Raw genomic sequence first — 13,468 nt, 5'->3', positions numbered from 1 at the left:
GTGCGGGTCAAACTGGCAGCGGCGTGTTGCCGGCCCAGACCGCGCCGCCAGCGCGCAGCTGCGCCGCCACGGCTTCACCCAGCGCCTCGGCTTCGGCAAAGGTCTGCACGACAGCGCTTTGCCGGGCATGCACCAGCGGCGCGGGCGCGGCTTGATGGGCGCCCGACAGCGCATCGGCTGTGGCCGGCTCACCCCAGGCGGCATCAAGGCGCAGCGCACCACCGCTGCCGGCGGTGACAAAAGCGGCCAGCGGCATGGAGCAGCTGCCGCCCATGGCACGCGAGACGGTGCGCTCGGCCGTGACCGCCAGCCAGGTCGGCTGGTGCGCCAGCGTGGCCAGCGCCTTGATCAAATCGGCCCGGTCGGCCCGCACCTCAATGCCCAGCGCGCCCTGCCCGGCCGCCGGCAGCATGTCGGCGGGCGCGAAGGTGTGGCGGATGCGTGATTCCAGCTTCAGCCGCTTGAGGCCGGCGGCGGCCAGCACGATGCCGTCGTACTGGCCTTCGTCGAGCTTGCGCAGCCGGGTGTCCAGGTTGCCGCGCAGGGGCTGGATGACCAGGTCGGGACGAAGCGCCTTGAGCAGCACCAGCCGGCGCAGGCTCGACGTGCCGACAACAGCGCCGTGCGGCAGTTCGGCCAGCGAGGCAAAGCGGTTGGAGACAAACGCATCGTGCGGGTCTTCGCGCGCCAGGACGCAGGCCAGCGCGAAGCCGTCGGGCAGGTCCATCGGTACGTCTTTCAGCGAATGCACCGCCAGATCGGCCCGGCCTTCGGCCAGCGCAACTTCCAGCTCTTTCACGAACAGACCCTTGCCGCCGACCTTGCTCAGCGAGCGGTCAAGAATCTGGTCGCCCAAGGTGGTCATGCCCAGCAGTTCGACCCGCCAGCCCAGGCGCGCTTCCAGCAGCGCCTTGACATGCTCGGCCTGCCACATGGCCAGGCGGCTTTCGCGCGTGGCGATGACCACTTTGGGCGTTTTTTGGGGAGTTTGAAGCGCTGCTGCCACTGGTAACCTGTTGGTAATCTATAGAGGGAGTGAATGCTAGCATGCGCGATTTGATCCTCATTTCACCCGCCACCAGACGCAAAGGACCAGAATGCCGACTTCCGAACGCACGAAAAAAACCAAGAACGCTGTCAGGCCCGATAGCCCGGCCCCCGTGGCCGAGTCCGTCAAACCTGCCACGCCGTCGGTTCGCGCCAGGAACAACGAGCGCCCGCTGGTCGAGGACATCCGCCTGCTGGGCCGCATCCTGGGCGACGTAATCCGCGACCAGGAGGGCGTGGCCGCGTATGAGCTGATCGAGCAGGTGCGCACGTTGTCGGTTGCCTTCCGGCGCGATGCGGACCAGGAAGCCGACAAGGCGCTCAAGACCCTGCTGAAGGACCTGAGCGGTGACCAGACCGTCAGCGTGATCCGCGCCTTCACCTATTTCAGCCATCTTGCCAATCTGGCCGAAGACCGCCACCACATTCGCCGCCGCGCCGTCCACGAGCGCGCCGGCGACACGCAGGAAGGCAGCATCGACGTGGCGCTGGCCCGGTTGCGCTGGGCCGGCATCGCCCCCAAGACCATATCGGACACGCTGGCGCGCAGTTTTGTATCGCCGGTGCTGACCGCCCACCCGACCGAAGTGCAGCGCAAGAGCATCCTCGATGCCGAGCGCGGCATTGCCCAGCTGCTGACGGCGCGCGACAGCATCAAGGCCATGGCGCTGGCCGTGAGCAGCGCCAAGGATGCGCTCACGCCGCGCGAGCTGGACGCCAACGAGGCGCAGTTGCGCGCCCGCGTCATGCAGCTGTGGCAGACCCGCCTGCTGCGCATGTCCAAGCTGACCGTGGCTGATGAAATCGAGAATGCGCTGAGCTACTACGAGGCGACGTTCCTGCGCGAGATTCCGAAAATCTACGCCAGCCTGGAGCGCGAACTCGGCATGCAGCCGGTGCACAGCTTTCTGCGCATGGGCCAGTGGATTGGCGGCGACCGGGACGGCAACCCGAACGTCAACGCCGACACGCTGAACCATGCGCTGCGCCGGCAGGCCGACGTGGCGCTGCGCCACTACCTGACCGAGGTGCATCTGCTGGGCGGCGAGCTGTCGATGTCGGCCATCCTGGTCGAGTGCAGCGCTGCGATGCAGCAACTGGCCCAAAGTTCGCCCGACACCAGCGAGCACCGCCAGGATGAACCCTACCGGCGCGCGCTGACCGGCGTTTATGCCCGGCTGGCGGCCACACTGAAAGCGCTGACCGGCGGCGAAGCGGCGCGCCATGCGGTGGCGCCGCAGAACGCCTACGCCACGGCGGAAGAGTTCCTGGCCGACCTGCGAACGCTGCAGGCCTCGCTGGTCGGCCACCATGGCCAGGCACTGACGGCCCAGCGCCTGCATCCGCTGATCCGCGCCGTCGAAGTGTTCGGCTTTCACCTGGCCACGGTCGATCTGCGCCAAAGCTCCGACAAGCATGAAGAGGTCGTCGCCGAACTGCTGGCCGTGGCGCGAATCGATGCCGGCTACGCCAGCCTGAACGAAGCGGCCAAGCGCACGCTGCTGCTGAAGATGCTCAACGACGCCCGACCGCTGCGCGTGCCGGGCCATGTTTACTCGGAACTGGCCCGCGTCGAACTGGCGATTTTCGAAGCCGCCCTGAGCGCGCGCGCCCGGTTTGGCAAGGAAGCGATTCGCCACTACATCATCAGCCACACTGAAACGGCCAGCGACCTGCTCGAAGTGCTGCTGCTGCAAAAGGAAGTCGGCCTGATGCACGGCGTGCTGGGGGATGCGCAAGACAAGAGCGGCTCAACCTGTGACCTGATCGTCGTGCCGCTGTTTGAAACCATCGAAGACCTGCGCAATGCCGCGCCCATCATGCGCGCGTTCTATGCGCTGCCGGGCGTGGCCGCACTGCTGCAGCGCAGCGGCGCCGAGCAGGACATCATGCTCGGCTACAGCGACAGCAACAAGGACGGCGGCATCTTCACCAGCAACTGGGAGCTGTACCGCGCCGAAATCGCGCTGGTTGAGCTGTTCGACCAGCTGGCCGTGTCGCATGGCATCACGCTGCGGATGTTCCATGGCCGCGGCGGCACCGTGGGCCGGGGGGGCGGTCCCAGCTACGAAGCCATTTTGGCGCAGCCGCCCGGCACGGTGCGCGGCCAGATCCGCCTGACCGAACAGGGCGAAGTCATCGGGTCGAAGTACGCCAACCCGGAAATCGGCCGGCGCAACCTGGAAACGCTGGTCGCTGCGACGCTCGAAGCCACGCTGCTGCAGCCGACCAAGCCGGCAACGCAGGCTTTTTTGCAGGCCGCCGACGAACTGTCGCGGGCCAGCATGGCCGCCTACCGGGCGCTGGTGTATGACACCCCGGGCTTCACCGAGTATTTTTTCAGCGCCACACCAATCCGCGAGATTGCCGAGCTCAACATCGGCTCGCGGCCGGCGTCACGCAAGCCGTCCCAGCAGATCGAGGACCTGCGGGCGATTCCCTGGGGTTTCAGCTGGGGCCAGTGCCGACTGACCCTGCCCGGCTGGTACGGATTCGGCAGCGCCATCGCGCAGTTCCTGGACCAGGGCGGCACACCGGAGAGCCGCAAAGAGGCGCTGGCGCTGCTGAAAAAAATGTACCGCCAGTGGCCTTTCTTTCGCACCTTGCTGAGCAACATGGACATGGTGATGGCCAAGAGCGACCTGGCGCTGGCCTCGCGTTATGCCGAGCTGGTGGCCGACGCCAAGCTGCGCAAGAAAATATTTTCCGCCATCGACGGCGAATGGCACCGCACCGCCCAGGCGCTGACGCTGATCACCGGCGACCGGCAGCGGCTGGCCGGCAACGCCGCGCTGCAGCGCTCGATCCGCCACCGCTTTCCGTACATCGATCCGCTGCATCACCTGCAGGTTGAACTGGTGCGACGCTACCGCGCCGGCCAGACCGACCAGCGGGTGCAAACCGGCATCCATATCTCGATCAACGGCATTGCCGCTGGCCTGCGAAATACCGGCTGACAGCGAGTATCGGCCGGGTCCTACACAGCTAACAGTGGTCAGCGATAGCCGTTGACAAAGGCAGGTTCTAACATCGGAAATAAGCCAAAAATTTCGCGATTCCAGCGCGTCCAGAGCACCAACTTCCGAGAGGACCTGACCCATGACCCCTACCCATGCACAGTCTGCCCGCCGCCTTTCTCTGAGCAATGAGTTGGTGTCCAGCGACTTCATGGCGCTTGCCTCCCACATGACGGATTGCCAGCGTTCGAGAGGCCGGTTCTTCACCTTGCGCACCCGGCTTGAAAGTTTGCATGCCATCACGGCATCCCGGCTGGTGACTACTGGTGCCGCATTGGTCGTATGCAGCCTGGGCCTGGTAGGCCTGGGTCTGTTGACGATGGTTTGACCGGGTGAATCCTGCCGTACTGGACCGGCTTGGAACGCTCAGCCCCCATGCCCGAGAACGCTTGCTGTCTCAGGAGGGACCTGCCGAACCTTCGATTCGGGCGGAACTTTTCGGCATCCAGCGCTTTGAAGAGCACGGCTGCAGCTTGGCGCAGGCGCAGGTTGTTGAGAACGATGCTCAGTCGTTGCGCCATTCCCCGTTCTTTCCACGCGTCGAGGAAAATCTGGCGGCGCTGCGCGTTGCCTATGACTATGTTGCGCTGAGCTCGCACAGCGCTCATTACGCCACACCGGCGGCCGAATGGCTGCTGGACAATTTCCCGCTGATCGAAGCGCAGCTTCAGCAAATCCGTGAGGGCGTGCCGCGCCGCTTTTACGCCCGGCTGCCCAAGCTGGCCGTTCTGCCGCTGCGCGGATTGCCGCGCGTCTATGGCATTGCCTGGGCTTATGTGGCGCACACCGACAGCGTTCTGAACCCAGAAGTATTCACCGCCTTCCTGAATGCTTACCAGAGCTGCAGTGAATTGCGCCTGAGCGAACTGTGGGCCCTGCCGACGACGCTGAGAGTGGTGCTGCTGGAAAACCTGCGCCGCATGGCCGATGACATTGCGCGCAGCAAACTGGCGCGCGAAGTCGCCCATGCGGTCTGGGACAGCGGACAAGCGCTGGACGAGGCGGACCTGGACACGCTCAACAGCCTGATGCGCCAGCGTGGCGTGCAGCGCAGCTACCAGACCCAGTTGTGGCAGCGTCTGCCGACAGAAATTTCAGGCGACACCTCCGCTGTAGTGCGCTGGATCGAGAAGAACTGCCCGGATGGCCATGCCCTGATGCTGGAAAGCCAGAGCGCCCAGGTTGCATCCAACCTGACCGTTGGCAACATCATCACGACGCTGCGCGTGATTGGCCAGATTGACTGGGTCGAGCTGATCGAGCCGGTCAGCCGGTCCCTGCAGGTGCTGCGGCAACTGCCCGGCTTTGCACGCGAAAGCGAAAGCACACGCCAGCAGATCACCCGGGCCATGGAGCAACTGGCCCGCGACAGCCAAAAAACCGAGCATGAAGTGGCCCAGGCGGTGGTGACGGCGGCCCTGTCGCTGCCCGGCGACCTGGCGGCAGACGCCGCCGAGCGAACGGCAGGTTTTTACCTGATGGGCGATGGCCGTGTCCGGCTTGAAACCGAGCTTGGCATGCCAGCGCAGCGCACGCGGCAACGCCTGAACTGGCGCCGTTGGCGCCTGAGCCTGTACATCGGCTGCATCACATTGGTGACACTGGTGATGGTGCTGATGGCCACGCGCCATGCCGACTGGCACCGCTGGCAGGCCCTGGTGGCGCTATTCCTGCTGGCCGGCCCCGCCTTCGAGGCTGCATCGGCTTTTGTGCATCGCCTGATTGCCGAGTCCCTGAAAGTCCGGTCCCTGCCGCGCCTCGGCTTTGTGTCCGGCATTCCGCCTGAACATCGGGTGTTGGTGGTGATCCCGACGCTGCTCACCTCCTCCCACGCCAACGAGGCACTGCTGCAGCAGCTGGAGTTTCACTGGCTGGCCAATCGGGAGAACGAAGCCCAGTTTGCCCTGCTCTCCGACTGGGTCGATGCGACCGAGGCCAGCCTGCCCGGTGATGACGCGCTGGTGCAGGATGCGCTGACCCGGCTGGAAACGCTGAATGCACGCTACCCTGCAGGCGCAGGCCGCCCGCCGCGCTTCCTGCTGATTCACCGGCCGCGCAGCTGGTGCGAAACCCAGCAGCGCTGGCTCGGTTGGGAACGCAAGCGCGGGAAGCTTGAGCAGCTGATGCGCCTGCTGGCTACTGGCAGCATGGAAGGATTCCAGCCGCTGGCACCGACTTTTCAGCTGGCCGACAATATTTGCTACGTGGTCACGCTGGACAGCGACACCGGCCTGCCGCCCGGCGCATTGCGCGAACTCGTCGCCATTGCCGCCCATCCGATGAATGCGCCGCGGGTGGACCCCCTCCTGCGCCGGGTGGTCAGCGGCTACGCCATCTTGCAGCCCCGCATGGTCACGCCGCTGCCCGGCCGTTTGGAGGACACCGCCTACCACCGGCTGTTTGCCGGCCAGTGCGGCATCGATCCTTATAGCAGTGGCGTCTCCGATGTTTACCAGGACCTGTTCGGCACGGGGAGTTTCAGCGGCAAGGGACTGCTGCATGTCAAGGCACTGCATGCCGTGCTGGACCGCCTCCTGCCCGATGAAGCGGTGCTTAGCCATGACCTGCTTGAAGGCAGCATTGCACGCTGCGGCTTTGTCAGCGATGTGATGCTCGTCGAGGATGCGCCCCACCATGCCGGCGTGGCCGCATCGCGCCAGCACCGCTGGACGCGCGGCGACTGGCAGCTGATCCCGCTGCTCTGGGATGCCCGGCTGTACGGCATTGACGCCCTGGGTGCCTGGAAAATGCTTGACAACCTGCGCCGTTCGCTGGTTTTTCCTGCCGCGTTTGCATTGCTTGTCTGGGTGATCTTCACCGGCGCATTGCCCCTGGGCACCGCATTTCTGGCAGTCATTGCCGCGCTGCTGGCCGGGCCGCTGCTGGGCGCGCTGGCAGGCTTGGTGCCGACCCACGCTGGCATTGCCTGGCGACACTTTTTCAAGCGCGGCCGAGCCGAGTTGCGCATCACGCTGGGCGCTGCCGCCTGGCAGTTCAGCCAGATACCGGCGCAGTCGGTCCTGCTGCTTGATGCGGCGCTGCGTTCGGTCTGGCGCATGCGCGTCAGCCGCCGCCGACTGATGGAATGGACCACCGCAGCGCAGGCGCAATCGGCGTCGCGCAGGGAGCTTTTCGTGTTTGTGCACCAGCATGCCGCAGCGTCGCTGCTGTGCGCCACGCTGGCCATGGCCGCACCTTGGGCGGCCCACCCGTGGGCCGGCATCTTCCTGTTTCTCTTCTGGGGCGCCTCGCCGATCGCCGCTTGGTGGTCCAGCCAGCCGCGCCCGGCCAGCACCGAGCATGCGCTGCATGCCGGAGACAAACGCTACCTGTTGGCGCTGGCACGCGATACCTGGCGCTTTTTCGAGCGCTGCGTCGGGCCTGAAGACAACCACCTGCCGCCCGACAACCTTCAGCTGGTCCCCGACCCCACGCTGGCGCACCGCACCTCGCCCACCAACATCGGCCTGTACCTGCTGGCGGTCTGCTGCGCCCGCGAATTCGGCTGGATCACGACCCCTGAAGTCATCCGTCGCCTGCAGGCGTCGCTGGACAGCATCGACAAGCTCGCCAAGCACAACGGCCACCTGCTCAACTGGTACGACACGCGCACGCTGGAAGTCCTTCTGCCCGCTTATGTGTCGTCCGTCGACAGCGGAAACCTGGCCGGCATGCTGCTGGCCGTGGGTCAGGCTTGCCATCAGTTGGCTCAGCAAGCAGACCAGCAAGGCAGCGACGGCGGAGAGTCACAGTTACATTCACAGACAGCGCTGCGCAGCCTGGCCGGGCGCTGCGCCAGCCTCTATGAGGCCATGGATTTCAAGGGCCTGTATGACCCCAAGCGCCGCCTGTTCCATATCGGTTTGCGGGTTGAGGAACAGGCGCTGGACATCAGCTATTACGACCTGTTGGCGTCCGAGTCGCGGCTGACCAGCTTTCTGGCGATTGCCAAGGGAGACGTGCCCAAGCGCCACTGGAGCGCCCTGGGCAGGCCATTCCTGTCGGTGGGCGGTGCGCCCGGGCTGGCTTCGTGGTCGGGTTCGATGTTCGAATACCTGATGCCGTCGTTGCTGATGCACGAGCCTGCTGAGGGACTGCTGCAGACCATGGCGCGTTCGGCCATTGCCGCGCAGCGGGAATTCGGCCGGCAGCAATCGCTGCCCTGGGGCGTTTCGGAATCGGCCTATTTTGCCCAAGACCATTCGCTGGCCTACCAGTATTCACCCTTTGGCGTTCCGCGCTTGGCGATGCGGCGCACGCCACTGACCGACCGCGTGGTCGCGCCTTATGCCACCTTGCTGGCCACGCTGTTTGAGCCGGCAGCATCGGCAGCCAACCTGCGGCGGCTCGAAGCGCTGGGCGGGCGTGGCGAGTTCGGAATGTTCGAAGCGCTCGACTTCACCGCCTCGCACCAGCCTGAAAGGCAGGCCTTCAGCATCGTTCAGACCTTCATGACGCACCACCACGGCATGTCGCTAGTGGCGCTGTGCAATGTGCTGTGCCTGGATGCGCCCCGGCGCTGGTTCTGTGCCGAACCTCAGGTGGCCGCGCATGAATCCCTGCTGCATGAACGCACGCCGCGCCAGATCATTGAAACCGCCAGTCCGCGCCAGCCGCCCATGCTGGATGCGCAAAACAGCGCGCCGGTGTTCCATTCGCGCGACGTCAATCCGGTGCAGCTTGGCTGGAAACCGACCCACCTGCTGTCCAACGGGCGCTACAACGTGGCCCTGCGCGCCAGCGGTGCGGGCGTCAGCCGCTGGCAGGGCCGCAACATCAGCCGCTGGCGCGACGACCTGCTGCGCGACAGCCATGGCTGTTTTTTCTACCTGAACCTGGGCGGCAACGAAGGCACCGGGTCCCTGACCGCCGTGCCGGCGCCCCTGCCAGGCTGGCGCTACCAGGCGCGTTTCATGGCCGACCGGGTGCAGTTCGAGGCGCAGGGCGACAGCCTTACCACCAGCATCAGCGTGTTGGTCAGCCCCGAGGACGATACAGAACTGCGTACTGTGCAACTGCACAACACCGGCCGGACCGCGCGCGTCGTCGAACTGGTGTCGTGCTTTGAGGCAGTGCTGGCGGATCCGCGCGCCGACGAAGCGCATCCGGCGTTTTCCAACCTGTTCGTGCAGACCCGCTGGGAGCCGCAATGGCGCGCCTTGCTGCTCAAGCGCATGCCACGCCTGCATGGCGACCCGCAAATGGCGGTGGCGCATTTCCTGGCCGAGGCCGATGCCGACCTGCTGTCGGTCGATTGCATCGCCGACCGCCGGATTTTTGCCGGGCGCCATCAACCGCAGCATGTGCCTGCCCTGGGGGACCAGCCCATGGACACCGACGGCAACCCGATCAATGGCCTGGACCCGGTGGCCAGCCTGCGCCTGACCCTGCGGCTGGCGCCCGGTGCCGTGGCCCGCCTGAGCTTTGCCACGGCGGCGGCGCAGACGGAAGACGAACTCATTGCGCGCATCGACAAGTACCTGCAGCCCATGCACATCGTGCGCGCCACCCAGATGGCGGCCACGCTGGCGCAGGTCCGGCTGCGCGACCTGACCCTGACGCCCGAAGAACACCTGGCGGTGCAGGACCTGACAACCACCTTGATGTACAGCACGCCCCGGCTGAATGCAGTGGCCGGGCCGCTGGACCAGCGCCAGTTGTGGCGCTTTGGTATTTCGGGCGACAAACCCATCGTGCTGGTACGCATCCAGGCGGCCAGCGGGCTGCCGATGGTCCATGCCCTGCTACGCGCCCAGCCCTGGTGGACCTTTGGCGGTTTGGCGGTTGACTTGGTGGTGCTGAACAGCGAACCCAATTCCTACCTCATGCCCCTGCAGCGCGACATTTTGGCGCTGCGCGATCGGCTGATGCAGCGCGTGCAGAACAGCTTTGCCAAGGGAGGCGAGCTGTCATCGAGCTTTCACCTGCTGCGCGAGCCCGAAACCTCTGCCGCTGAGAAAGCCGCGTTGGCCGGCTTGGCGCGGGTGGTTCTCACCGCTGACGGCCGGGGACTGGAAACGCAGGTGGCCGCCTTGCGCACCGGCGTCTGGCCAGCACAGCAGGCCAGCCTGGCCGGCGGAACGCTGCTTTCGGCCCGGCCCGAGACCGCCCTGGCCAACGGCGTGCCGGCAGTTGCACCGGTGCCAGAAGATGCCGGCCAGTTTGACCCGGCCAATGGGGAATTCTGGTTTGACCTGCAGGGCGGCCAATCGCTGCCGCGTCCCTGGGTCAATGTCATCGCCAATCCGGAATTTGGCTTTCAGGTATCCGAAACCGGCAGCGGCATGAGCTGGGCCAGCAACAGCCGCATGCACCAGCTCACGCCGTGGTCGAACGACCCGGTCGTTGACCCTGCATTCGAGCACTGGCTGCTGCAGGACATCGACAGCGGCCAGATTTTCCCCTTGGCGCCCTCGGTGCTGGCAGGCAGCGACAGCCGCTGGCGCGTGCGCCATGGCCAGGGCTACTCGGTGTTCCAGGGAATGCAGGACGGGCTGCAGGTGGAAACCACTTTCTTCGCCGACATGCAAGCCGCGGTGAAGGTCGTCCAGGTCAAGGTGCGGCTGGATGGCGGCGTGCGCAGGCGCCTGCGCGCAGTGGCCATGGTCGAATGGCAGATGGGCGACGCACGCGGCCGCCGTCGTACGCTGCAAACCTGGAAGCTTCGGGGACAGGCGGCGGTGATGGCCCGTCAGCAGGAGACCCGGGACGGCTATGGCGGCAGCACGGTGTTCCTGGCCATGGCAGGCGCTTCGGATCGCCTGCAATGGACCTGCGACCGGGGTGAATTTTTTGACACGCTGGGCCGGCTGTTTTTGCCTGCCACCCTGGCCGGCCAGAGCGGCACCGGTTGCGACCCCTGCGCCTGCCTGACCAGCGAGTTTTCGCTGACCGGCAACGAAGAACTGGCGTTCAGCTTCATCATCGGTCATGCCGTCGATGCCACTGAAGCAGAGCAGATGGCTGTCCGGTGGACGCAGCAGGCCTGCACCGATGCCCTGGCCGGCGTCAAGGCCGCCTGGTCCGGACTGCTCGGCAAGGTGCAAGTCAAGACGCCCGACGCCCGTTTCGATGCCCTCATCAACCATTGGCTTCTCTACCAGACGGTGGTCTGCCGCCTTTGGTCCAAGGCCGGCTTCTACCAGGCGGGTGGCGCATCGGGCTTTCGTGACCAACTGCAGGACTCGATGGCGCTGGCGCTGGCCGACCCGGCGCGGCTTCGTGCCCAAATCGTGCTCAGTGCATCACGCCAGTTTCCCGAAGGCGACGTGCAGCACTGGTGGCACGCGCCCGGCGGCGAAGGCGTGCGCACCCATTTTTCGGACGACCTGCTCTGGCTGCCTTATGCCTGCACCCACTACCTGCAGGCCACAGGCGACGCCAGTTTGCTGGACGAGAGTGTGGCTTTCATCGATGGACCGCCGATTCCCGATGGCGCGGAAGACGCTTATTACGCGCCGCAGACCAGCGAGCAGTTGGCCAGCATCTACGAGCACTGCGCCCGCACCATCGACCGCAGCCTGGCGGTGGGCGCCCATGGTCTGCCCCTGATGGGCACCGGCGACTGGAACGACGGCATGAACCGCGTCGGCCATGAGGGGCGCGGCGAGTCGGTCTGGCTGGGCTGGTTTTTGTGCAGCGTGGTCGAGGGCTTCGCGCCGGTTGCCGCGCAGCGCGGCGATGCTATGCGCGCCCAACGCTGGCTGGAGGCGCGCACCGGCTGGATCACCGCGTTGCACGACGCCGGATGGGACGGCGCCTGGTTCCGCCGCGCCTTTTTCGACAATGGCGCGCCGCTCGGCTCCAACGCCAATGCCGAATGCCATATCGACCTGATTGCCCAGGCCTGGGCTGTGCTGTCGGGCGCTTCGACCCCGGCCTTTACCCGCTCGGCCATGCTGGCGCTGAACAACCAGCTGATCGATGAAAAAGCCGGCCTGCTGCGCCTGCTCGATCCCCCGTTCCGAGACTCTGCCAACAATCCGGGCTACATCCAGGCCTATCCCCCCGGTGTGCGCGAAAACGGCGGGCAGTATTCGCATGCCGGCGTCTGGGCTTTAATGGCGCAAGCCCTGAGTGGTGACGTGGAAGGCGCCTGGCGCAGTTTCGAGGACTTGAGCCCGGCCCACCGCAGCGCGCATCCCGGTCGTGGGCCAGCTTATGAGTTGGAGCCGTATGTGATCGCAGGCGACGTCTACAGCGCCGACCCCTATGTGGGCCGGGGCGGCTGGAGCTGGTACACCGGATCGGCTGCCTGGCTATACCGGGCAGGGCTTGAAACGCTGCTCGGTCTGGCAGTACAGCCGGGCCGCCTCTCGCTGTCGCCGCGCCTGCCCGCGCACTGGCCGGCGGTTGAGCTGCGCCTGTTGCTCCAGGGCCATGACATCACCGTGCACTGGCAGCGCGAACCGGCAGGCGCCGCTCCGCTGGCGGCGGACAGGCAACTGGCGTGGGGTGAATGGACACGGCTGGACACGTTGCCCGCAAAGGCCGTGTTGCTCGTGCGTGGCGACGCAGCGCTGGGACTACCCGACTGCTATCAATAAAATAGCAATTGATGCTTTTGCAGTATGCGCAAAAAGCGTACTTTGTGATAAATCTCTGAAATATCAAAGTTTTATTGCGTCTACAAATAAATTCAAGACGAGGTCTCGAAGCAGTACATCGAAAGTGTCCGATAAAACTGCAGGCACTATCATTGCGATCGTCAATGCAGCAATGCAGTACGCACCCTCTAAACCAGCATCAGTTGCCCGGATGTTTATGGAGCATGAACTGGTAGTTTGTCGCACAACTCGCCGGTGAACCTGCACTCTTGAGCGAATGATGGATGAGCGCGGTACGCAGCTCACGCTGGACCTGCTAGTGTCGCGTCATGAGAAATTTGACGTGGACAATGGGGAATGGAACATTACAAAGTCACCTTGTCAGAGCAGGAAAGAGCCGAGTTGCAGGGCATCGCAGGCAAAGGCACGCACGCAGCATCCAAAGTCATCAATGCCTTGATACTGCTCAACTGCGACCAAGCGGGGGAGCGCACTGAACGCCCCCGCACCTGCGACATCGCAGCCATGCTGTGCGTGAGCGAGCGCAAGGTGGACCGGGTCAAAAAGAAGTTTGTTCTCGAAGGCCTGGAGTTGACGTTGAACCGCCAGCCCGCCAAATGCGAGTACGCGCTGAAGATCGATGGCCGGCTGGAGGCGCAGCTGCTGGCCCTGAGTTGCTCGGCGCCCCCTGAAGGCCAGGCCCGCTGGTCGCTGCGCCTGCTGGCAGATCGGCTGGTCGAGCTCGAATTGGTGGACAGCGTGTCCCACGAGACGGTGCGGCGGGCGCTGAAAAAAACGAGCTCAAGCCCTGGAGGAAGATCGGCTGGGTGATTGCCCCGCAGGCCAGCGCCCAATTCG

Annotated in this window: 4 protein-coding genes and 1 pseudogene; 4 read left to right on the top strand and 1 reads right to left on the bottom strand. The window is 65.3% G+C overall.

All coding sequences use genetic code 11. The features are described 5' to 3' along the window. Window positions 1–7: 7 nt before the first annotated feature. A complete protein-coding gene (gene hemC, locus IWX85_RS17225; RefSeq protein ID WP_196870541.1) occupies window positions 8–1,006 on the bottom strand; it encodes a hydroxymethylbilane synthase in 999 nt (332 codons plus the stop codon). A gap of 91 nt (window positions 1,007–1,097) precedes the next feature. On the opposite strand from hemC, the gene ppc reads away from it, so the two are divergent. The 4 genes and pseudogenes from ppc to IWX85_RS17205 form a co-directional block, all read left to right on the top strand. Further along, entirely contained in the window at window positions 1,098–4,004 is a 2,907-nt protein-coding gene (ppc, locus tag IWX85_RS17220) for a phosphoenolpyruvate carboxylase (protein ID WP_231379906.1), read from the top strand. 142 nt (window positions 4,005–4,146) lie between these two features. Next, on the top strand, window positions 4,147–4,392 hold the full coding sequence (locus tag IWX85_RS17215) for a hypothetical protein (protein ID WP_036804994.1): 246 nt from the start codon (window positions 4,147–4,149) through the stop codon (window positions 4,390–4,392). A 4-nt stretch (window positions 4,393–4,396) separates the two neighbouring features. Continuing rightward, window positions 4,397–12,610 carry a GH36-type glycosyl hydrolase domain-containing protein gene (locus IWX85_RS17210; RefSeq protein WP_196870540.1) on the top strand — a complete coding sequence of 2,738 codons (8,214 nt, stop codon included), beginning with the start codon at window positions 4,397–4,399 and terminating at the stop codon, window positions 12,608–12,610. Window positions 12,611–12,967: 357 nt separating this feature from the next. Then, window positions 12,968–13,468, top strand: a pseudogene (locus IWX85_RS17205) (helix-turn-helix domain-containing protein); the annotation flags it as partial.

It is taken from the genome of Polaromonas sp. CG_9.11 (assembly GCF_015752225.1).
Classification (GTDB): Bacteria; Pseudomonadota; Gammaproteobacteria; order Burkholderiales; family Burkholderiaceae_C; genus Polaromonas.
Note: the sequence above shows the minus strand (reverse complement) of the source record. Positions and strands in the feature narration are given on the sequence as shown.

Coding starts and splice junctions, on each gene's coding strand:
- ppc (WP_231379906.1), top strand. CDS start 1,098: ATGCCGACTTCCGAACGCACGAAAAAAACCAAGAACGCTGTCAGGCCC.
- IWX85_RS17215 (WP_036804994.1), top strand. CDS start 4,147: ATGACCCCTACCCATGCACAGTCTGCCCGCCGCCTTTCTCTGAGCAAT.